This window comes from Enterococcus sp. DIV1421a, assembly GCF_051711025.1.
GTDB lineage: Bacteria > Bacillota > Bacilli > Lactobacillales > Enterococcaceae > Enterococcus_B > Enterococcus_B hirae.
The window spans coordinates 2,247,501-2,271,345 of record NZ_JBIOLU010000001.1 but is presented as its reverse complement, the minus strand read 5'-3'; the positions used below and the strand labels follow the sequence as shown (position 1 = coordinate 2,271,345).

Genomic DNA, 23,845 nt, shown 5'->3' with positions numbered 1-23,845 from the left:
AGGGAAATAATGACTGTCCAATCTGAAATTTTAGCAGAAATAAAAACATATGATCGAATCATCATCCATCGACATCAACGTCCTGACCCAGATGCTTTAGGTTCTCAAGTAGGTTTAGCAGAGATTTTAAGAGCAACGTTTCCTCAAAAAGAAATTTACCAAGTCGGGGAAACTGTGGAGGGCTTGCGCTTTTTAGCAGAAATGCAAATAGTTGATGATCAAGTGTATGAAGGAGCTTTGGTCATCGTCACTGATACAGCAAATGCGCCTAGAATCAGTGATAATCGTTTTAAGTTAGGTGAGAAATTGATAAAAATTGATCATCATCCAAATGATGAACCGTATGGTGATCTGGTCTGGGTCGATACGAAAGCTAGCAGTTGTAGTGAGATGATTACGGAGTTTGCCCTCATGTTTCCAAATGAGTTAACGTTGAATACCAGTGCAGCGCGTTTGCTTTATGCTGGGATTGTAGGAGATACAGGACGCTTCCTATATCCAGCTACAACCGCCAGGACGTTGGAAATTGCAGCAGATTTAAGACGTTATTCTTTTGATGCCAGTGCATTGAATCGTGAAATTGAACAAATGCCGATGAAAGTTGCTAAACTTTCAGGTTATTTATACCAAAATATCCAGGTTGATGAAAATGGCGCAGGAAAAGTGATTTTATCACAAGAACTCCTTTCGCAATACGGAATTGATGATTCTGAAACAGCAGCTGTTGTTTCCTTGCCTGGTGTCATTGATGAGGTATTAGCTTGGGGAATCTTTGTGCAACAACCAGAAGGATATTACCGTGTACGGTTACGTTCGAAAGGTCCGATCATTAATGAATTAGCGAAAAAGCATCATGGTGGTGGGCATCCGCTCGCAAGTGGCGCAAGTGCGAAAGATTTAGCGGAAGTGGCAGAAATTTATGACGAAATCAAAGAGATTTGTCATGCGTATCAAAGATAGTAACTATTTTAGAAGAGAGAGTTGTTCGTTGTAAAAATGATTTTTACTAAACTTTGTTTTAAAAATCACAAGTCTCTCTTTTCAAAAGACACGTTATCCGTTACAATAATGCTCAACGCTATTTTTAAAGGAGAAAGAAGATGACATTACCAAACTGCCCACAATGTGGCTCTGAATACACTTACGAAGATCGAGGATTATTTATTTGTCCTGAATGTGCAAATGAATGGACAAATGAAGAACAGGACCAAGTAGATGGCTTGATCGTTCTTGATGCTAATGGTAATCCTTTGGCAGAAGGCGATAGTGTGACAGTGATCAAAGATTTAAAAGTGAAAGGTGCATCTGGTGCCATCAAACAAGGAACAAAAGTGAAAAATATTCGTCTAGTGGAAGGCGACCATAACATTGATTGTAAAGTCGATGGATTTGGACCGATGAAATTAAAATCAGAATTTGTTAAAAAACTCTAATACACTCAAGGTATTTTCACCTTCTTTTTAGATCACTCATGGTAAAATAAGTTAAAATAAAAAGGAGTGGATTTATCATGTATGGATATGGCATGTATGGCTTTTTTGATCCTACATTTTTGTTAGTGATCATCGGATTAGTTATTTCCGGTATTGCCTCAGCTTATGTGAACAGTACTTTTCGTAAATATGACAAAATCAGAAGTAAGAATAACGTGACGGGTACTCAAGCAGCGCAATACATTTTACAAAGTCAACAAATTAATGATGTCGGTGTCCAACAAATTGCAGGAGATTTGACCGATAATTATAATTCAGGAAATAAAATGTTGAGCTTATCACAAGCAACGGCACAGTCTACTTCGGTAGCTGCAATTGGTGTTGCTGCCCATGAATGTGGGCATGCGGTACAAGATGCTGTTGGTTATGCGCCACTAAAGATTCGTGCCGCACTGGTTCCAGTGGCTAATTTTGGTTCGATGATTTCATTTCCATTGATTTTGATTGGTGTTTTACTGAGCTGGAATGATACATTGATCAACATCGGTATTTTTGCTTTTTCACTTGCGCTTTTGTTTCAGCTAGTTACATTACCAGTCGAATTTAATGCATCCAGACGAGCCATTCAAATTCTAAGCGAAGGTGGTCTTCTGACAGCAGAAGAAGTACCAATGGCTAGACACGTACTCTTTGCCGCAGCATTGACATACGTAGCTGCAGCACTTGCCACTTTCTTACAATTGCTTCGTTTGATCTTATTATTCGGTGGTAATCGTAGAGACTAGTACATGGGACATTATTAAGGTCCTTACTAGCAATGAAAAATCGTAAGTAATTATCGTTAAACCGCTTTGGCCTGGTTCAAACGCGAAGAGTTGAATAAGATAGGGCTATCTATCAAGATAATAGTTAAGTATAGGACAACAGGCTGTCCTATACTTTTTTGGCTTGTTTCAGCTATTTTCCAGCTTAAGGAAACAAAAGGATTATTTTTGGTGGAGTCTTTGTATTAGATGGAATAAATGGAGCCAAAGTTCATCTTCACGTTCAGGGTCAAGATAAAAGATATCTGCCGTTTGTTGTTGGGTATCGAACCAATCAGTGACGATTAAATCAGCTTCTTCAGGGTTTTCGGTGATTTGTAAAAACTGATGATTAAAAATATTTTTTAATAATTTTTCGATGTGGTAGTTTCCCGAAAAGACCTTGCTTATCTGTAGATGTATTGCTAATTTTTTATTTTCTTCCGATTTTAAAAGTGTATAGATCAGGCGACTAAGATGTTCGTGCAGTAAATTTTGGCTTGGTTGAGAAGTAAACGTGTCAGCGATGATCATTTGTATTTTTTTTAATCGTTGATCCGAGGCATCGATTTTCATATTTTCAGAAGGATAATAAAGTGCATGGAAGTAATCGATTTTTTCTTGGAATAAAAAAATAAACGTCGTCAGCATCATAATCAAATAATGGTAATAATATTTCTTTTCACCAGCAGATATCGAAGGGAATGACTCAGCTATTTTTTTGATCAGAAAAGAAACTTGTCGACAAAGCGAATGATTACTTTTAGAAAACTCATAGCCAAAGAGTGTTTTTTGTTGTTCGGGAATGAGGTTAGGAAAAAAATAGCAAAGTAAAAAATTAAAGTATAGTACTTCATTTTGGACAAGACTTTCAGGCAAGGATTGGGACAATTGTTTTTTCAATTCGCCGCTAAAATCTTTTGTAGAAGTTAAAATTTTCATTGTTTCATAGCTTTCTAAGAGGCTAGCATCTGGTAATTGATGATGAGCAGATCGCATTAAAAAGATTGCCACTAATAAGTAAACTTTTTCTTGTATCTTTGATGTTTTCTTGGTCATCAAAAGCTCATTGGATAAATGAGTATGCTTTACTTGGGAAAGTTTCATATTTGTCAAAGGCCAATCAATCCCCTGAAAAGCATCAGAAAAAAAGAAATACATATAAATTCTAATCGATAATTCATCGCCTTTCAAAATGTAACAATTTTGGCGAGAGATGATTTGCAGATGGAACTTTTTAAGTGATTTGTTTAATTGATTAGTTAGTTTTTCTAAATAAGAAGGAGATATGTACAACTTTTCCAATAATATTTTTTTTGAAACACGACTGTGTGGCGAATCAAAAAGTAACAATAAAAAATTAAAACGATTTGATTCGCGTAGAAAAAACAATTTTATATAATGAAAGATCGCCATTTTTTCATCTTTATGTTGTGAATCTAATTTCAATTCGCCTTTGGCAGTTGAGTAAATGAATCTAGGGATACTTAGTTGTTGAAAAATAGTCCCGTTTAATTTGCGGATGATTTCTTTGATCGTTCTCTTAGGGATTGATAGAACCTGAGATAATTCACGTAAGGAACATTTATTGGTTTGAACAATGGTATAGAATACTAACAATTCTTTCTTTTTTGCGTCCGTTAACATAAGTTGCTCCTTTTCCTTTTATTTTTTGTCCATGGGAGGACATAAACTGTGAGTGGAAAGAGTTTTTAATGTATGTTATTCTCACATAGTAGTAGTTGTTGTATGTACATGTTGTTATTTAAATGGTATATAACAATCGTTTATTCTATTGTTGTTTTTTTCGCTCATTTTGTCAAGTTATAACAGATTAAATAATCAATTTATATAACAAAAACATTGTTATTTAGCTGATTTTGTTATGTTGGGTTTTGAGTATTGAAGAAAGTTATTAATAAAATAAGCTTCTTGTTGAAATTGTACCTAAATATATTTTTTTGATGTTATGTTGTTATTTTTAATGGGGGATTATTACTGTCCTCTAAATAATAATACCTTTAATTTAGAGATGACTAAAAATAATGTCTTTTTAAAAAAAATGATCAAAAGTGAGAAAGGAAGAATTGTATGAGTAGAGTAACAAATTTTAGCAAAGAGTATTTACTCTTTAAAAGTATGGTATATGCTGAAGAAAATGGCTTATCAAAGATAACAGCTAGGAGTTTAGCTTCTTTTTGTGGCTGTTCCACTTATCCGATTTATGCCCACTTTAAATCAATACGTATATTAAAAGAAAAAATACTTGAAGAAATAACGATCTGTTTTGATCGCTATTTATCAGAATATGTCATTGATGATTTCTTCAGTATCGTCCATCTACTAAAAGAGTTCTTTTCAATCCATGAAAGTATTCGTGGAGTAGTGATTAAGTCTGAGTTAGATATGGCTTCCTTATTTAAACGTGCGTTTTCAGAATATGTCAAAGAACATACTGGGATCAAAGAGCCTTACTTATTAGAATTACTTTGGCTCAATGCATTAGGCAGTTTGAACTCAGATCGATCTTCTCATGAATTTTTTGAAACAATGACATTGATTTGGAATAAATTGGCTGAGTTGGAAGAGAACTTGCCTGAAGTATTAACAAATATTGAATATTCCCCTAAGTAAATGGATGAAACGATGCTGAAGCGTCCTTTCATATAGATGATTAGAAAAATTGGTGGTAGCGTTTTATCTTTCGGCGATTTTGAAAGTGAAAAAGGGTAAATAGTTCGTTTATCTTTTTATCTATGCTATGATTAATATAGATAAAAGGAGCTGATAATGATGAAAACATCAACAAAAGTAACAATTGGATTAGGTGTCGCAGCAGCAGCAAGCGTAGCGACAGCAGTAGTTGTTTCGGGAAAAGTCATTGAAAAAATCCATCATTTGACGAACCGGGCAAAAGTAAAAAAGTTCGTTAATGAGACATTTGATGGAAACGAAAAGCTACTAGATATCGTTGAACATTTATCGGATAGTGATTTAGATTCTTTGATGGGAATCCTGGCGAAGATCAAGTCAGGCAAAAAGAAAATTTCTGTCTACGGAGATTCTCTAAAAGGATCAACGGAAGATGTGAAAGACCGTTTACTCCATTACGTTGATAAAATCATGTGATGCAACAAAAAAAGTAAAGTTAAAAGTACAAAAAGAGCGAAAGTATTAGAAAATGGGACAAACATTATTGGTTTGTCTCATGAACGAATACTTTCGCTTTTTGTGTTCAATGTGTTTGTTCTTGCAGTAAGAGCAAATGACAAAACAGTAAATCATTTGCTTCTTTTAAGTTGAACCCAGTTTGTTCTTGGAATTTTTCGATTTTGTATTTCAATGTATTTCGATGAAGAAAGAGTGATTTAGCTGTCGAACTAATATTACCTAAATTTTTCCATAACACTGAAATGATCTCTTCCATTTCTGTCCGTTTGACCATCTCCTGATAACTTGCAATTAACTGATTGTTGTTCATTGTTCCTTTTGTATAATGATGTAAAGCCACCTCCGATAATGAGATTGCGCCACCATGTAAAGCAAAGTGCTTTTTTTCTTCAAAAAATATTTTCCGCTCTTCAAAAAACAGTTCTGAAAAATTGGGAGAAGGCAAATGAAATGAGCCAATAAATACTTGGGTAGTAATTTCAAAGTCTGCATCTAATGAAAGAAAAATACCTCTTAGCTCAGAAATTTCTAGATAACTAGGACATTTTTTTTCAATCAGTACAGCATCGGTTTCTGTATAAAAGAAAAAATCTTCTAAGTGGAAAAACATTTCACCGATTGTTTCTTGCCATTGGCGCTTAAGAAATTCTCCTCTTGGATCAATGTGAAATTGAATCATGCGAAAGCTTTCTTCTGCTACTAGCGGTTTATTTTCAAATAGATAATGATACCATGGATGATTATCTTCGACAGTAGCTACAGGGAATAACGCTTTCAAAATATTTGTTTCTTGTGTCGAAATCGTCGATTGATCGATCCATAAAAAATAATCATCAATTGCTAAAGAGAGAATTCCTTTATCGGAAGCAGGGGAATTTTTTTTCTGTGCATTAGGATAAAGTGTTATCAGTTTTGTCAAGTCCATCAAAGTCACCTCATGTTTTATTTTACCATAAGACAAAAAGCTAGTTACAACCTTTTTGACTTATGCTAAAGTTAAGCAAGAAAACGAAAAGTAGGGGATCGATTGGAAATGAAGAAAATCGATAATGAAAAACATGAAAAATGGATGCGTTTAGCCATTGAAGAAGCTCAGAAAGCCCAACAATTAGCGGAAGTACCAATTGGAGCGATTGTTGTTTTAAATGATGAAATCATTGGAAGAGGCTACAATTTAAGAGAAACCACGCAAGATGCAACCACGCATGCGGAAATGATTGCGATCCGTGAAGCTTGTCAAAATGTTGGAAGTTGGCGTTTAGAAGAAGCCCAATTATATGTGACACTCGAGCCTTGTCCTATGTGTAGCGGTGCGATGATTTTATCTCGAGTCAAAGAAGTATACTTCGGTGCGTATGATCCAAAGGGCGGAACAGCGGGAACATTAATGAATTTGTTGACAGATGAACGCTTTAACCACCAAGCCCATGTAGTAGGAGGCGTTTTGGAAACGGAATGTGGCCAACTTTTAACGGATTTTTTTAGAGAGTTGCGCTTAAGAAAAAAGAAATTAAAAAAAGGCTAGCCAAATAAAAAAAAATCAGGTATACTATTATTTGCCGAAAGGCTAGGACAATGGCGGGCTTGTGAAGCGTGTCAGATCTGGAAGGAAGCAGCACTAAGCAGGATCCGCCATGTGTCTGATTAAAACGAATCTTAAAAGCGTGATAGGTAGTACTTTACTACTTGTTACGTTTTTTTTGTCTAATGAACCAGAGCCTCTTTAGTTTTTTAGGTACTTTATTTGTATTTTATAGAGAAGTAAATAGCTATAGAGAGTATAATTGTTATTGGCAGAAAGATACAGTTTCATACCAATGACCTAAAAATAAATAATCGAAAGAGGTACATATTGATGGTATTAACGTATCCAGCTGTTTTTTATTTAATGACCGATGATAAAGAACCATACTATTTTATACATTTTCCTGATATTGATGGAAACGGAACACAAGCAAATGATATAAACGACGGTATACAGATGGCTAGTGACTATCTTGGGCTACAATTGTCTTATTATATTGAGGAAGAAAATAAATTGCCGTCTAGCTCAAGTGTAAACAATATTAATGTAGAAAACTATTTCCCTTTTGAGCAGACGAATACATACAATAAAGAGGATTCATTTGTCACGCTTGTTTCAGTTAATATAAAAGAATATCTGGACATGGAAAAGAGAGAACGTAAAAATGTGTCTATTCCTAAGTGGGCAGATAAATTAGGCAAAGAATTGAAGATCAATTTTTCTGAAACATTGACACATGCGATTTTAAAGAAAGCAGAAGAAGTAAAAAATAATTAAAATAAATGACAAGAAAAAAGCCTGGAATAAAATTTAACTTTAGTCCAAAATATGGATTTTACAAATATTCACAACGAATATTTTGTAAAATTCTTTTTTTGAATAAGCAGAGAACTTGATAAAATGACAGCTCTAAATTTAATAGTGAACGAATAAATTGACTTAAGAACAGTGAAAAGTTGAAAGAATCATTTGAGTGATTTTGCTCAAATGATTCTTTTTTTTGTCACAAATTTTATTATTTTCCAACATATCTAAATGGAAACAAAAATCTTTAGCAAAGTAGTGAAAGGAAGGTCTGACAATGTAAAAAGAAGAATAGTGTATCAAACAAATGATGAAAGCTAAAAGCAAGGGACTCAAAACTGCAAACTAATGTCTGTTATGGAGGGCATTTCTTTCGCAGTCATTACGTTTAAAAGGAGGTGTTAGTATGACGGCATTAACGAAAGTCTTTGCTAGTGATCAAGCATTAATTCACAGTTTTTTTCTAGTGGTTCTATTAGATCTCATAACAGGTTGGCTTAAAGCAAAAGTCAATCATGTTTGGTATTCAACGCTAAGTTGGCGAGGACTTTGGAAAAAACTCAGTCATTTTGTGTTATTGATCCTGACGGGAGTCGTTGATTTTGTGTTGATCCAAAACGGCGTTCATTTTGAATTTACGTTAGTAAAGGTTTTTACGACTTGCCTGATTTTCACTGAGATTGGGAGCATTTTGACTAATATTGCTGAGTCAGAAGTAACGACTTATTTTGAGGGGATTTTAAAATCAATTCAAGACAAAATGAAACCAAAACAATAACGAAATAGAGAACGATTAGGAAGAATCAAAGTGAATTTACCGAGATACTACGTGATAATGACTTTTTTATTTACTAACAAAGCAACCTAGGCACAGCTTTTTAGAAAAAAGTGAAAGATTTTATTTTTTCTGTCACAAATCACTAAAATAGCTCACATATCTATGTGATTCGAATCAAATGATCAAAATAATTTTTTAGGAGGATGAAAGATAACAGTAAGTAATAAGCTGTGTACATTTAAAGGCGCAACTAATATGAAAAAATGATTGAAAGTAAGGAGCGAACAACTATTATGGGACAATTTGAAACAGCAAAAACAATTTGGGATTACTTGGTCAGTCAAGGTTGGTCAAAAACCGCAGTTGCTGGATTATTAGGGAACATGCAATCAGAAAGTGGCATTATTGCCGACCGATGGGAGAGCGACATTGTCGGAAATATGTCTGGTGGATACGGACTAGTGCAATGGACACCAGCATCTAAATATATCAATTGGGCAAATGCGAATGGATTAAATTACAAAGACGTCATTTCTCAATGCAAACGTATTGAGTGGGAGGTAGCAAACAATCAACAATTTTATAATATATCTATGACGTTTCAACAATTTAAGACAAGTAACAAATCTCCAGAAGAACTGGCGAATATTTTCATTCAATACTATGAAAGACCGGCAAATGCAAACCAACCAGCAAGAGCGCAACAAGCTAGATACTGGTACCAACAATTAAACCGAACAAAAGTCGTGGATTGGTTCAATAAACATCGTGGACAGATAACCTATTCCATGACTGGCTCAAGAAACGGTACAGATGGAACGGCAGATTGTTCTGGAAGTATTACTCAAGCAGTCAAAGACAGCTCTGGAATTCCTTATAGCTATTTATATAATACGGTTACCCTTGGTGGTTATCTCCAAAGATGTGGTTATATATTAGTTTTAGTCGGAAATTCAAACGCTTCCAATCTCTCTCAGCTGAAAGATGAGGATATTGTTTTACTTTCTGGTGGGTCCTCGATGGCTGATTCAGGTGGTGCGATTGGACATACAGGTGTGATTACTGGTGGTGGTAAAAACATCACTTCAACTTGTTACTATACGCAAGGAGAAAAAAATACTGCGATTCAAGAATTACGTTTTGATAAAAATTATATCGTTGCAAATGGGTTTCATTATTATGAAGTTTGGCGTTTTTCTGGCGGTTTTAATCAATCAAGTTCAACAGGAATAACTAATGACCCAACGCCACCTTCATTTTCGACAAATGTTCATTATAGTTTACGAGTGTTGGGGGGAGCTTGGTTAGGAGAAATCACTAACTTTAACAATTCAGATTCTAATGGTTTTTCAGGATTACCGAATCATCAACACGATATGCTATACATCAAGGTTGATAAAGGAACATTACGTTATCGAGTACACACGATGACAAGCGGTTGGTTAGATTGGGTTAGTAAAGGTGATCCAAATGACATGGTCAATGGATGTGCAGGGAATCCTGGAGAAGCGATTGATGGTGTACAAATTTATTACACAACACCTGCTGGAGAAACTTATTCACAAGCATATTACCGTTCACAAACGACCGCTCGTGCTGACTGGTTACAAACTTGTTGCGATGATGGAACATCGATCGTCGGTTATGATGGTTGGGCGGGGATGTTTGGCGAACCGCTAGACCGTCTGCAAATCGGGATTGCGAAATCCAATCCTTTATTTACTTATTCACCAGGGGTAAATAATGGGGGAAGTTTTTCTACCAATGTTCACTATGGGTTACGTGTGTTGGGCGGAAGTTGGTTAGGAGAAATTACCAATTTCAATGATGTCGATTCCAACGGTTTTTCAGGATTGCCAAATAATCAACATGACATGCTTTATATCAAAGTAGATGCGGGAACGATTCGTTATCGAGTCCATACGGTAAAAAGTGGTTGGTTAGATTGGGTCAGCAAAGGTGATCCAAATGATATGGTCAATGGATGTGCAGGAAATCCTGGTGAAGCCATCGATGGTGTGCAACTTTACTATACAACACCTACAGGTAAGACATTATCGCAAGCCTACTACCGTTCCCAAACGACTGCCCGAGCTGGTTGGCTAGGAGTATGTTGTGATGATGGCACCTCTATTGCTGGCTACGATGGCTGGGCAGGAATGTTTGGCGAACCATTGGATCGTCTACAAATCAGCATAGCTGCATCTAATCAATTTTTTGATTAAAAAAACTTTAATTAGTTGTCTGAAAAGAGAAAAATGAGAAACTGATTGCTACTTGATTACTACTTGATTATTACTGAAGAAGTAGTGATAGAAGAGTTAGTTTTAAGAAATAAGCCGAAGAATTCCGACATTCGTCCTGCGTATATTGGAAATTCTACGGCTTATTTCTGTCGATTTGATTGAACGTTGGTTGACGAATAAATGGGCAATGCCGATAGAATTATATCTATTGATCATGTTTTGCTGTAACGTATTTTTTCATCACTTTTCTACCCCGAATCGCTAGCTAGAGATAGACTGATTATTAGCTTGATCCGATATTATCCACAAGGCTAACGTTTAGAATGGAGTCTATTCACAGCGGAGGAATTTGATTTTCTTTAAAATCTTTCAAAGTGAACAAAGAAAAAGCCTATGGTATGATAAAGAAAAGTGAGGCGAAAGAATAAGATGGAAAAAATAGTTCTATTACATACGAATGATTTACACTCGCATCTAGAAAACTGGCCTAAAATCAGAAGGTTTATTGAGCAAAAAAAGCGTGAAAACGAAAAAAAAGAAAATACCACGACCATCACTGTTGATTTAGGTGACTTTGTTGATCGCTGGCACCCGCTATCAGAAGCAACCGATGGACAAGCAAATGTTGAACTAATGAATAACGTAGGCTATGATGCTGTGACGATAGGTAATAATGAAGGCGTGGGAAATGCCAAGGATCAATTGAATCATCTTTATGATCAGGCAAACTTTGATATTTTATTGGATAATTTGTTTGATAAACATCTGTTGCAACCGCCGGAATGGGCAAAAAAGTACAAGATCATTGAAACTCCTCAACAGACTAAAATCGGCTTACTGGCTTTGACGGCTCCTTTTCCCTTAACATATAGTCCAAATGGTTGGGATATCAGAAACCCTTATGATATTTTGCCTGAATTGGTGGAAGAACTAAGACCAAAAGTAGACATCTTGGTATTGATGAGCCATCTAGGTATCCAAGACGATCGTCAGATTGCCCAAGAACTTCCGTCAATCGATGTAATCTTAGGCTCACATACGCATCATTTGCTGATTGATGGTCAAATCGTTAATGGTGTTCAGCTTGCAGCAGCGGGAAAATATGGACAATACGTTGGAGAGGTTCACCTCACCGTTGATGAGCATAAAAACATCATCCAAAAATCAGCTCGGGCTATCCCAACAGAAACGATGACGACGTTTATTGAAGATGAGCAGGAAAGCCATGATTATTTAACTAAAGGGCACGAACTATTAGCGGCAAAAAAAGTAGCCAAGTTACCTTATGATTTATCAGTAGATATTTTTTCGGAACATTCTTTTATCTATGAGGCGTTAGAAGCAGTCAAGTATCGTGGGCAAACACAAGGCGCAATGCTAAATAGTGGGTTGTTTTTAACTGGATTACCAGCAGGGCTGATCAATCAGGATCAACTGCATACGGCATTGCCTCATCCAATGCATTTACTGAATGTCACACTTAAAGGAAGTGATTTGATTCGATTGGTATTAGAAATCGAAAAAAATCGTGCCTTTTTACGCAATTACCCAATCAGAGGTATGGGATTTCGGGGAAAAATTTTTGGACAAGTAGTTTATAGTGGGATCTCTTATGATGCAGTGAATCATCAAGTTCACTGGCTGAATCAGCCGATAGATAACGAGCGTCGATATACATTTACAACAGTGGATCATTTTATGTTTGTACCTTTCTTTCCAACGATTGAGATTGCTGGTGAAAATGAATTTTTATTTCCGGAATTTATTCGTAGCGTAGTAGGGGAATACTTAAATGCTCACTATCCAATAAAATAAAAACAAGGTATAATAGGAACGATAGGTGGTGAAAGCATGTCGGCAAAACAAAAAGAGCAACACGCCGTTGAAGCTAAAACAAAAGAAAAACAGACAGCGAAAAATGTCGAGGACCATACGGTGACAGAAGAAATCACCGCCGTGTTAGAAGAAATTATCGAAGAACCCAAACCGGAGAAAGTAAAGGGAGAAATCATTACTTTCATCGATGAGAAGAATTTTTTGATTGGCGAACAGCACTATCGCCTAGTAAAGGATCATCGAGAGGGGTTCAATCCAGAAAAACTTGGCGAAAGATATAGTGAAGTCTTGTCGCGTTATGACTATATCGTTGGTGATTGGGGCTATGAACAATTAAGATTAAAAGGATTTTTCCGAGTAGATAACAGACGTGCTCATCCCGACCAACGAATTGATGCTTTGGAAGATTATTTGTATGAGTATTGTAATTTTGGTTGCGCTTATTTTGTGATTGAACAAATCGGAGGTAAGAAGGAAAAAAATACTCCTCGCCGAAGAAAAAAGAAAAATCAAAACCAACATCGTGCGTACATTGATGAGAAAAAAGGACCCGTTTCTTCAAATCACAAAAAACCGGTCATCAAAAAAGAAAAACAGAACAAAAAAAGACTGAAAAAACATCAACTAAACCAAAAGCCAACACTAATTTTACGATAAGACAAAGGGAAGAGTAAAGATGGATTATAAAGGATATTTGATTGATTTAGATGGAACGATTTATCGGGGGACTGAACCTATACCTGCTGGGAAACGTTTTGTGGAGGCTCTTCAGGCAAAAAAACAGCCTTTTCTGTTTGTTACGAATAACACCACAAAAAGTCCACAGGCAGTAGCCAATCGCTTGGCAGATGAATTTGATATACACGTTAGCCCAGAAACTGTTTATACAGCTTCTTTAGCAACGATCGATTTTATGCACGCTGCCGGGAAAGGAAACACGTTTTATGCCATAGGTGAAGCTGGTTTGATCGATTTGATTTTAGAAGCAGGGTTTGTCTGGAACGAAGAAAATCCCGATTATGTAGTAGTCGGTCTAGATAATTATCTGACGTATGAAAAAGTAGTCAAAGCGACTCTTGCGATCCAAAAAGGGGCAACATTTATTGGAACAAATCCAGATAAAAATATTCCAACTGAGCGTGGGTTGTTGCCAGGTGCAGGATCGGTTATTTCGTTTGTGGAGACAGCTACGCAGACGCCGCCGATTTATATTGGCAAACCAGAAGCGATCATTATGGATAAGGCGGTAGAAAAATTAGGTTTAACGAAAGCAGATGTCATCATGGTTGGAGACAACTATGAAACAGACATCCAAGCAGGGATTCGAAATGGGATTGATACGTTGTTGGTGCTCTCAGGATTTACGAAAGCTGAGGATGTACCTTTATTACCGGTACCTGCTACACACGTTCTCTGTTCGTTAGATGAGTGGAGTTTCTAGAATGAGAAAAACAAAATGGGTGTGGGGAGAATATGCTGGTTTGGTTTGTCTATTCTTCATGCTGATCAGTCTGGCGATCGCGATAACAATCAATTTTCGCTTTCTCTATGAACTAGACATCAAATATCTGAACATATTGGATCATACTACGCTTGATCAAGAAACTTTATTGAAAAATTTTGATCAATTAATGGCTTATTTAAATAATCCTTTTCAGAAGGAATTAAGTCTGCAAAATTTTCCTATTTCTGCAAGTGGAGCACATCATTTTTATGAAGTCAAAAAACTTTTTTTACTTAACTATTTTGTGCTGCTGTTGACGTTGATACCTAGTATCTACTATCTCTTTTATCTGAAACGTCATAAGCGTTTTTGGCGTTTAGTTCAACCGTTTAAGATTGGAATGCTCGTACCGATTGTTTTTGGCTTTTTTATGTTGGTAGGATTTGATCGCTTTTTTATCTTGTTCCATGAAACATTTTTTAACAACGACGATTGGCTGTTTGATCCGACAACCGATCCAATCATTAACGTCTTACCAGAACAATTTTTTATGCATAGTTTTATTTTATTTTTTATTTTAATTGAACTCTTTTTTGCTTTTTTTGTGATCATTGGAAAAAGAGAGCTAAAAAGAAGTTAAAATCAAACATAGAATAGAACAAATCATAATGCCTATTTTGTTTCAATAGAATAAAAAAAGCCCGAGACAAGGAGATTGTCTCGGGTTTTTGCTTTAAACGGTGTTCAAAGAGCTGTCCTTCGGTATTAAGTCAAAAAATCTCAAAACATGAAAAGCTGTTTCGAGATTTTCGTCCTTAATACTCAGGACAAAACGCTCTTTTCACAACCTCTTTCTCTAAACGGTGTTCAAACATCAGCTCCTTGAAATAAGCCTGAATTTTTCAAAATATGAGAAGCTATTTTAAAAAATTCTTTCTTATTGTCATCGGAGCTATGCGATGTTTTCACAACCTCTGATTCACGGTGTTCAAACATCAGCTCCTTGAAATAAGCCTGAATTTTTCAAAATATGAGAAGCTATTTTAAAAAATTCTTTCTTATTGTCATCGGAGCTATACGATGTTTTCACAACCTCTGATTCACGGTGTTCAAGAAGCAACTCCTCAGCAATAAGCGATGATTTTCTAAAATATGAGAAGCTATTTTAAAAAATCCTCTCTTATTCGCTCGGAGCTGATCGCTTCTTTCACAACCTCTTATTGAGTCAAACGACTGCGTTTTTCTGGCTCTTGGTGAGCAAGACGACTGGCAGCAGAGGCAGCGATTGCACCCACGATGTCATCCAAGAAAGTATGCACATTTTTTCCGTCATGGCTATTTAATTTTTGTAAAATACCAGGCTTTACTTTATCGATATAGCCATAATTAGTGAAACCGATTGTCCCATAGACATTTACAATTGATAAGGCTAGTATTTCATCGATCCCATACAGTCCTTCATCATCTTCAATGATATGTTGGAGCGGTGACATCAACTTATTTTCTTCTGCTAAAATATCTAATTGAACCCCAGTTATGATCGCGTTATGGACTTCACGTTTGGTTAAGACAGCGTGAACACTTTGGATACAATCTGCTAAAGTAAGATCAGTAATGTAATCTTTTTGTAAAAACATCACTAGCTCAGCAATGTCTTCAAGGGTTACTCCACGCTCATTGAGCAATTCACGTGCTTTTTCTTCTAGCGTTTCAGTTTTGATAACCATTTTCTTCCTCCTTTTGCTTCTGTGAATCAACTATATTGTTAGCCTACCAAATAAAAAAGCAAGAAACAAATGTTGTCTCCTCTGCTTTGGACAAAATGGTCAAAAATCATACAAGCTATCCTATTTAGGAGGAACTTTTTTATCGTATAAACTGGTACTGTGTCCAGGTTGTGTGCGTTCTTTAGGGTTAATAAAGTGTAACGCATTATTGACAGCTGTAGGTGCTTCGCCAAATCCAGTAGCGATCAATTTTACTTTTCCTTTGTAAGAACAGATATCGCCAGCAGCATAAACGCCTGGTATCGAGGTTGACATATCTGAGTTTACTGAAATTGCATTTCTGGTACTTTCAAGTCCCCATGTTGAAAGATGTTCTAGATTTGAGGTGAACCCATAATTAACAATCAATGAATCAATCAGTAACTCAATTGTTTCCTCGCTTTTTACCCGTTTTAAGCGAACAGCAGTCAATTCCCCATTTTCTCCAGATAATTCATCAATGAGATAGGGAGTTAAAAGATTGACTGATGAAGCTTTCAATAAGTTTACACTATGCTCATGAGCTCTAAATTCTGGCCGGCGATGGATAAGATAAACTTCACTCGCAATCGGTTCTAGCATCAACGCCCAATCAATTGCTGAATCACCACCACCTGCAATTGCTACTTTTTTACCAGCATATTTCATTAAATCGTTCACAAAATAATCGAGACCGTGATGCTCATAAGTTGTTGCTTCTGGTACATTTAATTTTCTAGGTTGAAAAGAACCGCTTCCTAAAGTCAAAATGACTGCTTTTGAATAGTGGATTCCTTTAGTAGTTGTGATCTCAATTATTTCATCTTCTTTAGTAATAGAAAGAACTTCCTCATTCAAATGAAAAGAGTGATTGAATGTGGTTAACTGTTTTTCCAGATTTGCTACTAAGTCACTGGCTTTCACGGCGGGGTAGCCGGGAATATCATAAATATATTTTTCTGGGTAAAGCGTTGCTAATTGCCCACCTAGTTGAGGTAAACTGTCAATGATCTTAGTTTTTGCTTGACGCATACCTGCGTAAAACGCTGCAAACATCCCTACTGGTCCTGAACCGATAATTGTAATATCATAGATTTCCATAGAAAACTTCCTCCTCATACCCACACTATAGCAGAATTTAATTGAGAATACTTCTCAAACAAATGATTTATTTCTAATTCTTAAGGAGGTTGGGGCAGAAGCGAAAACGATCTCTCGTGAAATCTACTGGTTCACATATTTAAAAATACTCGTGGATTATTTTTTAAGTCAGAGAAACGCAGAAAAGTATCTATCATTTGATAAAAAGTATATAATCATTTTTACATAAGGATGAGTCTTTTTGTTTTCTTAAGTTTCATGTAACAGCGAATAGAGAGAATATGTTATTATTACCAATGAAGGAATAATTTTTAGGAGGAAAAAGATATGGTATTCCCACAATTAAGCTTAGAAAATGAAAAAGGACCAAAGGCAGTAATAAAAACAAACCGTGGTGACATTACGGTCCAATTATTCCCAGAATTAGCGCCTAAAACAGTTAAAAATTTTATTGAACTTGCTAAAAAAGGATATTACGACGGAGTAATTTTCCACCGTGTCATCCCTGATTTTATGATTCAAGGTGGCGATCCAACTGGTACAGGTATGGGTGGCGAAAGCATCTATGGTGAAAGTTTTGAAGATGAATTTAGTCGTGAGTTGTTCAACTTACGTGGGGCGTTATCGATGGCTAACTCTGGACCAAATACAAACGGTAGCCAGTTCTTTATCGTGAATAATGAAAATGTACCAGCGAATATGCTAGATCAATTAGAAGGTGCAGGCTTCCCGGCTGAAATCATCGAAGCATACAAAGGTGGTGGGACACCTTGGCTAGATTTCCGTCATACTGTATTTGGTCATGTGATTGATGGCATGACTACCGTAGATGAAATTGCTAACGTACAACGTGGTCCACAAGATCGTCCAGTACATGATGTAGTGATCGAGAAAGTTGAAGTATCAGAATAATCACTCGCAATAGTAAGGCATCTTAATTACTAACTAAGCACAAAATAAACCAACTGGTTTCAATCATTGACCCAGTTGGTTTATTTTATTTCTAATTAGAATAGAACCTCGTTTAAAAGTCGTCAAAAATGCTTTTGTTTTTTATGTGAAGGCTTTTTTTATCCGCATCAATCCATCTAGTAGTGTTTCTTCCGGACAAGCTAAATTCAATCGCATATGAGCATGACCGGCAGGACCAAATGAGATGCCAGGATTTAAAACAACTTTTCCTTTGGTAATCAATGTTTGTTCTAGCAACTCGTCATTCGCTTCATAAGCAGAAAAATCTAACCACATCAAATACGTTCCTTCAATCGTCATCACACCTAGTTGAGGTAAATGTTTTTCAAAAAAAGAAGTGGCAGTGGCCGCGTTTTTTTCTATATAAGGAAGCAGTTGACTAAGCCATTCTCTACCCGTTTCGTAAGCAGCTTGTGTACCGATTAGACCAAAAGTATTTATATCTTGTTGCTGATTCATTAGTAACCGCTGTTCAAATTGTTCTTTTAATTTAGGATTTTTTATAAACACCATTGAGTTTTTAATCGCTGCTAAATTAAAGGTCTTGGTTGCCGAAGTAAACGTGATTAAAGACTGACTTAGTGTTTCATCAATCGTTAACATCGAGTTAAAATGGTTCGTTGAAAAAACTAAGTCTTGATGAATTTCATCACTAAAAAGCAGCACTTTGTGTTTCAAACATAGTTCGCTTAGTTGTGATAATTCTTCTTTAGTCCAAACACGCCCCCCTGGATTGTGGGGATTACAAAGGATTACCACTTTTACTTGTTGTTCAACGATCTTTTTTTCCATATCTTGAAAGTCCATCATGAATTTATTGTTTTGTTCAATTAATTGACTCCGTATAAGCTGACGGTGATTACTCTCGACGATTGCAGAAAAAGGTGGGTAAACGGGGTCATGGATCAGCACACTGTCACCTGGTTCAGTAAAAGTTTGAATTGCAACAGCTAAACTAGATAAAACACCGCTAGTAAAGACAATGTGTTCTTTTGTTAAAGATACCTGATGCTGTTGTTTTTCCCAATTGATGACTGCGTGATATAATTTTTCTGAAACGGTAGAGTAACCAAAAAGACCTTGAGAAACATAATTTTCAAAAGCTTTTTTTACTCCAGCAGGTGATAAAAAATCCATGTCTGCAACCCATAAAGGCAATAAGTCGTCTCTTTGATAGGTTTCTTTAATTGAATCCCATTTTACGCTATCGGTATGTCTTCTTGAAACTTTCTTGTCAAATTCACTCATCTAAAGGACCCCTTTTTCTATTGAGTATTTTCAAAACTTCTTTTTTTAAATCATTTACAGTATAATGATAAATGCAAAGAGAGGGAAGTACATGACATATAAAATTGGACAAATAATTAAAGGAAAAATAACTGGAATACAGCCTTATGGTGCATTTGTGTCTTTAGACGAGGAAACACAAGGCTTGATTCACGTATCAGAAGTACAATCAGGTTACACGAAAAGTATTCACACATTGTTAAAAGTTGGTCAACCAGTAACTGTTCAAATCATTGATATTGATGAATATTCAAAAAAAATTAGTTTGTCGTTACGTACGTTGGAGAAGAAGAGCCCTGTTATTCCTTATCGAAGGAAAAGATACTTTACGAATAAAAATAAAAAGATCGGGTTTGCCACGATTGCGGAACAACTACCAAAATGGGTGGACGAAGCACTAGAAGAACTAGAACAGAAAGAAAATAAGAAATAAAAAGTGTATTTTTTCTGAAAATGTGCTAGAATTTTTATGTAAACCACAGAACAAGTTGATCGAGGTGGAAATTTTGGCAAGCAAAAAAGTAGCTGGTACAATCATGTTGCATTTGGAGGATGGATCAAAAAAATTTTTAGTCCATTCAATTGATGACAAGCTGGAGTTTGCATTAGCAGAGCTTTCAGAAGAAAAGACGGGATTAGCAAACATACTTAGCTTTTTAAAAGAAATCGTTCATATTGATGTTAGCAAAATTAATTTGATGGAGTTGACCAATACACATATTAATCACGAAAATGTTCCATTGTTTGTTTTTGAAACTGAGCAAAAAAGTCAAAGTGAAGACTTAGGTAAAGGCTATCTTTGGGAAGACCCAGATCAAATGCGCTCTGTCCTTGGCACTTACGAAGTGGAAGGAGTTCCTTTCTTTTAATGTAGAATTAGACACCAAAAGAAACTTGAAAAAAAATTCAAGTTTCTTTTTTTATGGTAACCGACCCTCCTTAAAGGATGAAACGTTCAGTTTATCATGGATTATATTCGATAATGCAAACTTTTTTATGCTTCTTTTGAAGTAAAAGCGAATGATGATCTTTTGCTTGAATATTTTTTTGAAAAATTAAGTGAAAATGCTTGTTGACGTACCTTGGTTTACGTGATAAATTTATTAACGTTGATTTAAGAAACAGCGTAATGAAACTTTCTAAAAAAATAGCAGAAAAGTTCTTGACGTTTCTAAAAACACATGATAAGATAACTAAGTCGTTAAAAAACGACAGCTTACGAAGCTTGATTCTATCGAAAAAAACTTCAAAAAAGTTGTTGACAAATAACAAACGACGAGTTATGATGAATGAGTTGCTGAAACACTTCTAAAAAATGAAGTCGAAAAAAACTTTTAAAAAAGAGTTGACAAACAAACGTCACTCTGATATGATATAAAAGTTGCTACGGCAATCTCAACTGATTAGCTTTTAATCAAGTAGACCTTTGAAAACTGAACAAAGCAAAGACAAACCAAATGTGTAGGGCGTCTTGATTGATTCAAGACAACAAACATTTTTAACAAGCAAGCAATATGCTAGCAAACAATTGAGCTTAACAATCGCAAGATTGTTCGAACTTTTTATGAGAGTTTGATCCTGGCTCAGGACGAACGCTGGCGGCGTGCCTAATACATGCAAGTCGAACGCTTCTTTTTCCACCGGAGCTTGCTCCACCGGAAAAAGAGGAGTGGCGAACGGGTGAGTAACACGTGGGTAACCTGCCCATCAGAAGGGGATAACACTTGGAAACAGGTGCTAATACCGTATAACAATCGAAACCGCATGGTTTTGATTTGAAAGGCGCTTTCGGGTGTCGCTGATGGATGGACCCGCGGTGCATTAGCTAGTTGGTGAGGTAACGGCTCACCAAGGCGACGATGCATAGCCGACCTGAGAGGGTGATCGGCCACATTGGGACTGAGACACGGCCCAAACTCCTACGGGAGGCAGCAGTAGGGAATCTTCGGCAATGGACGAAAGTCTGACCGAGCAACGCCGCGTGAGTGAAGAAGGTTTTCGGATCGTAAAACTCTGTTGTTAGAGAAGAACAAGGATGAGAGTAACTGTTCATCCCTTGACGGTATCTAACCAGAAAGCCACGGCTAACTACGTGCCAGCAGCCGCGGTAATACGTAGGTGGCAAGCGTTGTCCGGATTTATTGGGCGTAAAGCGAGCGCAGGCGGTTTCTTAAGTCTGATGTGAAAGCCCCCGGCTCAACCGGGGAGGGACATTGGAAACTGGGAGACTTGAGTGCAGAAGAGGAGAGTGGAATTCCATGTGTAGCGGTGAAATGCGTAGATATATGGAGGAACACCAGTGGCGAAGGCGGCTCTCTGGTCTGTAACTGACGCTGAGGCTCGAAAGCGTGGGGAGCAAACAGGATTAGATACCCTGGTAGTCCACGCCGTAAACGATGAGTGCTAAGTGTTGGAGGGTTTCCGCCCTTCAGTGCTGCAGCTAACGCATTAAGCACTCCGCCTGGGGAGTACGACCGCAAGGTTGAAACTCAAAGGAATTGACGGGGGCCCGCACAAGCGGTGGAGCATGTGGTTTAATTCGAAGCAACGCGAAGAACCTTACCAGGTCTTGACATCCTTTGACCACTCTAGAGATAGAGCTTCCCCTTCGGGGGCAAAGTGACAGGTGGTGCATGGTTGTCGTCAGCTCGTGTCGTGAGATGTTGGGTTAAGTCCCGCAACGAGCGCAACCCTTATTGTTAGTTGCCATCATTTAGTTGGGCACTCTAGCAAGACTGCCGGTGACAAACCGGAGGAAGGTGGGGATGACGTCAAATCATCATGCCCCTTATGACCTGGGCTACACACGTGCTACAATGGGAAGTACAACGAGTCGCAAAGTCGCGAGGCTAAGCTAATCTCTTAAAGCTTCTCTCAGTTCGGATTGTAGGCTGCAACTCGCCTACATGAAGCCGGAATCGCTAGTAATCGCGGATCAGCACGCCGCGGTGAATACGTTCCCGGGCCTTGTACACACCGCCCGTCACACCACGAGAGTTTGTAACACCCGAAGTCGGTGAGGTAACCTTTTGGAGCCAGCCGCCTAAGGTGGGATAGATGATTGGGGTGAAGTCGTAACAAGGTAGCCGTATCGGAAGGTGCGGCTGGATCACCTCCTTTCTAAGGAATATTACGGAGACTACACTGTTTGTTTTTCACTTTGTTCAGTTTTGAGAGGTTTACTCTCAAAGATATATTTTTGTTCATTGAAAACTGGATATTTGAAGTAAATTAGTAATACAAACCGAGAACACCGCGTTGAATGAGTTTTTTAATAAGTTCAATTGCTTATTTTCTTGATCGGACTTCTATCGCTAGAAGAAAGATCAAAACCCAACCGTAAGGTTGATAAGGTTAAGTGAATAAGGGCGCACGGTGGATGCCTTGGCACTAGGAGCCGATGAAGGACGGGACTAACACCGATATGCTTTGGGGAGCTGTACGTAAGCTATGATCCAGAGATTTCCGAATGGGGGAACCCAACATCTTTTATAGGATGTTACGTTTGCGTGAATACATAGCGCATTCGAGGTAGACGCAGAGAACTGAAACATCTAAGTACCTGCAGGAAGAGAAAGAAAATTCGATTCCCTGAGTAGCGGCGAGCGAAACGGGAAAAGCCCAAACCAATGAGCTTGCTCATTGGGGTTGTAGGACTCCAATATGGTAGTTCTTTCAGATAGTCGAATGACTTGGAAAAGTCAGTCAAAGAGGGTAAAAACCCCGTAGATGAAATTTGGAAGGCACCTAGGAGGATCCTGAGTACGGCGGAACACGAGGAATTCCGTCGGAATCCGGGAGGACCATCTCCCAAGGCTAAATACTCCCTAGTGACCGATAGTGAACCAGTACCGTGAGGGAAAGGTGAAAAGCACCCCGGAAGGGGAGTGAAATAGAACCTGAAACCGTGTGCCTACAACAAGTCAAAGCCCGTTAATGGGTGATGGCGTGCCTTTTGTAGAATGAACCGGCGAGTTACGATTGCATGCGAGGTTAAGTTGAAGAGACGGAGCCGCAGCGAAAGCGAGTCTGAATAGGGCGTTTGAGTATGTAGTCGTAGACCCGAAACCATGTGATCTACCCATGTCCAGGTTGAAGGTGCGGTAAAACGCACTGGAGGACCGAACCCACGTACGTTGAAAAGTGCGGGGATGAGGTGTGGGTAGCGGAGAAATTCCAAACGAACTTGGAGATAGCTGGTTCTCTCCGAAATAGCTTTAGGGCTAGCCTCGGAATTGAGAATGATGGAGGTAGAGCACTGTTTGGACTAGGGGCCCATCTCGGGTTACCGAATTCAGATAAACTCCGAATGCCATTCATTCATATCCGGGAGTCAGACTGTGAGTGATAAGATCCATAGTCGAAAGGGAAACAGCCCAGACCACCAGCTAAGGTCCCAAAATATATGTTAAGTGGAAAAGGATGTGGGGTTGCACAGACAACTAGGATGTTGGCTTAGAAGCAGCCACCATTTAAAGAGTGCGTAATAGCTCACTAGTCGAGTGACCCTGCGCCGAAAATGTACCGGGGCTAAACATATTACCGAAGCTGTGGAGTACACCTTTAGGTGTATTGGTAGGAGAGCGTTCTAAGGGCGTTGAAGGCAGATCGTGAGGACTGCTGGAGCGCTTAGAAGTGAGAATGCCGGTATGAGTAGCGAAAGACAGGTGAGAATCCTGTCCACCGAATGACTAAGGTTT

General features: G+C 37.6%; 19 protein-coding genes, 2 rRNA genes, 1 other RNA gene and 3 pseudogenes (1 of these 25 running past the window's edge). 20 read left to right on the top strand and 5 right to left on the bottom strand.

The features are described from left to right. Positions 1 to 9: 9 nt before the first annotated feature. The 3 genes from IGK21_RS10295 (at position 10) to IGK21_RS10285 (ending at position 2,218) form a co-directional block, all read left to right on the top strand. The gene (locus IGK21_RS10295; protein ID WP_034700579.1) at positions 10 to 960 is read left to right on the top strand and encodes a DHH family phosphoesterase; all 951 of its coding nucleotides are present in this window, start codon (positions 10 to 12) and stop codon (positions 958 to 960) included. Between the two features lie 140 nt (positions 961 to 1,100). After that, the gene (locus IGK21_RS10290; RefSeq protein ID WP_010720737.1) at positions 1,101 to 1,433 is read left to right on the top strand and encodes a zinc ribbon domain-containing protein YjdM; all 333 of its coding nucleotides are present in this window, start codon (positions 1,101 to 1,103) and stop codon (positions 1,431 to 1,433) included. A 77-nt stretch (positions 1,434 to 1,510) separates the two neighbouring features. Then, positions 1,511 to 2,218 (top strand): zinc metallopeptidase, encoded by a 708-nt coding sequence (locus IGK21_RS10285; RefSeq protein ID WP_010720736.1) that lies wholly within the window; start codon positions 1,511 to 1,513, stop codon positions 2,216 to 2,218. Between the two features lie 201 nt (positions 2,219 to 2,419). Here IGK21_RS10285 and IGK21_RS10280 read toward each other — a convergent pair whose 3' ends face one another. Continuing rightward, positions 2,420 to 3,883, bottom strand: a complete 1,464-nt coding sequence (locus IGK21_RS10280; RefSeq protein WP_010737192.1) for a helix-turn-helix domain-containing protein — start codon at positions 3,881 to 3,883, stop codon at positions 2,420 to 2,422. Positions 3,884 to 4,327: 444 nt separating this feature from the next. Here IGK21_RS10280 and IGK21_RS10275 point away from each other — a divergent pair, with 444 nt between their 5' ends. Beyond that, positions 4,328 to 4,870: a hypothetical protein gene (locus IGK21_RS10275; RefSeq protein ID WP_010720734.1), complete on the top strand. Its 543-nt coding sequence runs from the start codon at positions 4,328 to 4,330 to the stop codon at positions 4,868 to 4,870. 159 nt (positions 4,871 to 5,029) lie between these two features. Next, the gene (locus tag IGK21_RS10270) at positions 5,030 to 5,365 is read left to right on the top strand and encodes a hypothetical protein (RefSeq protein ID WP_010737193.1); all 336 of its coding nucleotides are present in this window, start codon (positions 5,030 to 5,032) and stop codon (positions 5,363 to 5,365) included. Positions 5,366 to 5,471: 106 nt separating this feature from the next. Here IGK21_RS10270 and IGK21_RS10265 read toward each other — a convergent pair whose 3' ends face one another. Then, complete coding sequence (locus IGK21_RS10265) at positions 5,472 to 6,332, bottom strand: helix-turn-helix domain-containing protein (RefSeq protein ID WP_010720732.1); 861 nt, start codon at positions 6,330 to 6,332, stop codon at positions 5,472 to 5,474. Positions 6,333 to 6,440: 108 nt separating this feature from the next. On the opposite strand from IGK21_RS10265, the gene tadA reads away from it, so the two are divergent. The 10 genes and pseudogenes from tadA (at position 6,441) to IGK21_RS10215 (ending at position 14,680) form a co-directional block, all read left to right on the top strand. Then, on the top strand, positions 6,441 to 6,932 hold the full coding sequence (tadA, locus tag IGK21_RS10260) for a tRNA adenosine(34) deaminase TadA (protein WP_181915096.1): 492 nt from the start codon (positions 6,441 to 6,443) through the stop codon (positions 6,930 to 6,932). 40 nt (positions 6,933 to 6,972) lie between these two features. Next, positions 6,973 to 7,057, top strand: an RNA gene (gene ffs, locus IGK21_RS10255) — signal recognition particle sRNA small type. Positions 7,058 to 7,262: 205 nt separating this feature from the next. Next, positions 7,263 to 7,709, top strand: coding sequence for a type II toxin-antitoxin system HicB family antitoxin (locus IGK21_RS10250; RefSeq protein WP_034700578.1), 447 nt, complete (start codon positions 7,263 to 7,265; stop codon positions 7,707 to 7,709). A gap of 433 nt (positions 7,710 to 8,142) precedes the next feature. Next, positions 8,143 to 8,514, top strand: coding sequence for a phage holin family protein (locus tag IGK21_RS10245; protein ID WP_053766345.1), 372 nt, complete (start codon positions 8,143 to 8,145; stop codon positions 8,512 to 8,514). 263 nt (positions 8,515 to 8,777) lie between these two features. Then, positions 8,778 to 9,185 (top strand): annotated as a pseudogene (locus IGK21_RS10240) (phage tail tip lysozyme); the annotation flags it as partial. Between the two features lie 75 nt (positions 9,186 to 9,260). Further along, positions 9,261 to 10,229: pseudogene (locus IGK21_RS10235) on the top strand (peptidoglycan amidohydrolase family protein); the annotation flags it as partial. 960 nt (positions 10,230 to 11,189) lie between these two features. Continuing rightward, the gene (locus tag IGK21_RS10230) at positions 11,190 to 12,575 is read left to right on the top strand and encodes a bifunctional metallophosphatase/5'-nucleotidase (RefSeq protein ID WP_034700573.1); all 1,386 of its coding nucleotides are present in this window, start codon (positions 11,190 to 11,192) and stop codon (positions 12,573 to 12,575) included. A gap of 36 nt (positions 12,576 to 12,611) precedes the next feature. Further along, a pseudogene (locus IGK21_RS10225) lies at positions 12,612 to 13,270 on the top strand (YutD family protein). Between the two features lie 2 nt (positions 13,271 to 13,272). After that, a complete protein-coding gene (locus tag IGK21_RS10220) occupies positions 13,273 to 14,037 on the top strand; it encodes a TIGR01457 family HAD-type hydrolase (RefSeq protein WP_034700572.1) in 765 nt (254 codons plus the stop codon). Position 14,038: 1 nt separating this feature from the next. After that, a complete protein-coding gene (locus tag IGK21_RS10215; protein ID WP_034700571.1) occupies positions 14,039 to 14,680 on the top strand; it encodes a TIGR01906 family membrane protein in 642 nt (213 codons plus the stop codon). A gap of 577 nt (positions 14,681 to 15,257) precedes the next feature. Here the strand turns inward: IGK21_RS10215 and IGK21_RS10210 are convergent. Then, positions 15,258 to 15,767, bottom strand: coding sequence for a phosphatidylglycerophosphatase A family protein (locus IGK21_RS10210; RefSeq protein ID WP_010720723.1), 510 nt, complete (start codon positions 15,765 to 15,767; stop codon positions 15,258 to 15,260). Between the two features lie 120 nt (positions 15,768 to 15,887). After that, on the bottom strand, positions 15,888 to 16,886 hold the full coding sequence (locus IGK21_RS10205; protein WP_181915095.1) for an NAD(P)/FAD-dependent oxidoreductase: 999 nt from the start codon (positions 16,884 to 16,886) through the stop codon (positions 15,888 to 15,890). 327 nt (positions 16,887 to 17,213) lie between these two features. On the opposite strand from IGK21_RS10205, the gene IGK21_RS10200 reads away from it, so the two are divergent. Continuing rightward, on the top strand, positions 17,214 to 17,798 hold the full coding sequence (locus IGK21_RS10200) for a peptidylprolyl isomerase (RefSeq protein ID WP_010720721.1): 585 nt from the start codon (positions 17,214 to 17,216) through the stop codon (positions 17,796 to 17,798). Between the two features lie 141 nt (positions 17,799 to 17,939). Here the strand turns inward: IGK21_RS10200 and IGK21_RS10195 are convergent, their stop codons facing one another. Then, positions 17,940 to 19,106, bottom strand: coding sequence for a MalY/PatB family protein (locus IGK21_RS10195; RefSeq protein WP_034700567.1), 1,167 nt, complete (start codon positions 19,104 to 19,106; stop codon positions 17,940 to 17,942). Between the two features lie 91 nt (positions 19,107 to 19,197). Here IGK21_RS10195 and IGK21_RS10190 point away from each other — a divergent pair, with 91 nt between their 5' ends. The 4 genes from IGK21_RS10190 to IGK21_RS10175 form a co-directional block, all read left to right on the top strand. Beyond that, the gene (locus IGK21_RS10190; protein ID WP_010720719.1) at positions 19,198 to 19,578 is read left to right on the top strand and encodes a CvfD/Ygs/GSP13 family RNA-binding post-transcriptional regulator; all 381 of its coding nucleotides are present in this window, start codon (positions 19,198 to 19,200) and stop codon (positions 19,576 to 19,578) included. 73 nt (positions 19,579 to 19,651) lie between these two features. Continuing rightward, entirely contained in the window at positions 19,652 to 20,014 is a 363-nt protein-coding gene (locus IGK21_RS10185) for a hypothetical protein (RefSeq protein ID WP_010720718.1), read from the top strand. Positions 20,015 to 20,705: 691 nt separating this feature from the next. Further along, positions 20,706 to 22,265: ribosomal RNA gene (locus IGK21_RS10180) — 16S ribosomal RNA — on the top strand. 232 nt (positions 22,266 to 22,497) lie between these two features. Next, positions 22,498 to 23,845 (top strand): 23S ribosomal RNA (locus IGK21_RS10175); it runs 1,566 nt beyond the window's last position. The 16S and 23S rRNA genes sit together here, the layout of an rRNA operon.

Bases quoted from the DNA above. Each gene is read 5' to 3' on its own strand.
- IGK21_RS10220 (WP_034700572.1), top strand. From the start codon at position 13,273: ATGGATTATAAAGGATATTTGATTGATTTAGATGGAACGATTTATCGG.
- IGK21_RS10205 (WP_181915095.1), bottom strand. From the start codon at position 16,886: ATGGAAATCTATGATATTACAATTATCGGTTCAGGACCAGTAGGGATG.
- IGK21_RS10285 (WP_010720736.1), top strand. From the start codon at position 1,511: ATGTATGGATATGGCATGTATGGCTTTTTTGATCCTACATTTTTGTTA.
- IGK21_RS10275 (WP_010720734.1), top strand. From the start codon at position 4,328: ATGAGTAGAGTAACAAATTTTAGCAAAGAGTATTTACTCTTTAAAAGT.
- IGK21_RS10280 (WP_010737192.1), bottom strand. From the start codon at position 3,883: ATGTTAACGGACGCAAAAAAGAAAGAATTGTTAGTATTCTATACCATT.
- IGK21_RS10250 (WP_034700578.1), top strand. From the start codon at position 7,263: ATGGTATTAACGTATCCAGCTGTTTTTTATTTAATGACCGATGATAAA.
- IGK21_RS10245 (WP_053766345.1), top strand. From the start codon at position 8,143: ATGACGGCATTAACGAAAGTCTTTGCTAGTGATCAAGCATTAATTCAC.
- IGK21_RS10210 (WP_010720723.1), bottom strand. From the start codon at position 15,767: ATGGTTATCAAAACTGAAACGCTAGAAGAAAAAGCACGTGAATTGCTC.
- IGK21_RS10270 (WP_010737193.1), top strand. From the start codon at position 5,030: ATGAAAACATCAACAAAAGTAACAATTGGATTAGGTGTCGCAGCAGCA.
- tadA (WP_181915096.1), top strand. From the start codon at position 6,441: ATGAAGAAAATCGATAATGAAAAACATGAAAAATGGATGCGTTTAGCC.
- IGK21_RS10215 (WP_034700571.1), top strand. From the start codon at position 14,039: ATGAGAAAAACAAAATGGGTGTGGGGAGAATATGCTGGTTTGGTTTGT.
- IGK21_RS10195 (WP_034700567.1), bottom strand. From the start codon at position 19,106: ATGAGTGAATTTGACAAGAAAGTTTCAAGAAGACATACCGATAGCGTA.
- IGK21_RS10290 (WP_010720737.1), top strand. From the start codon at position 1,101: ATGACATTACCAAACTGCCCACAATGTGGCTCTGAATACACTTACGAA.
- IGK21_RS10230 (WP_034700573.1), top strand. From the start codon at position 11,190: ATGGAAAAAATAGTTCTATTACATACGAATGATTTACACTCGCATCTA.
- IGK21_RS10200 (WP_010720721.1), top strand. From the start codon at position 17,214: ATGGTATTCCCACAATTAAGCTTAGAAAATGAAAAAGGACCAAAGGCA.
- IGK21_RS10265 (WP_010720732.1), bottom strand. From the start codon at position 6,332: ATGGACTTGACAAAACTGATAACACTTTATCCTAATGCACAGAAAAAA.
- IGK21_RS10295 (WP_034700579.1), top strand. From the start codon at position 10: ATGACTGTCCAATCTGAAATTTTAGCAGAAATAAAAACATATGATCGA.
- IGK21_RS10190 (WP_010720719.1), top strand. From the start codon at position 19,198: ATGACATATAAAATTGGACAAATAATTAAAGGAAAAATAACTGGAATA.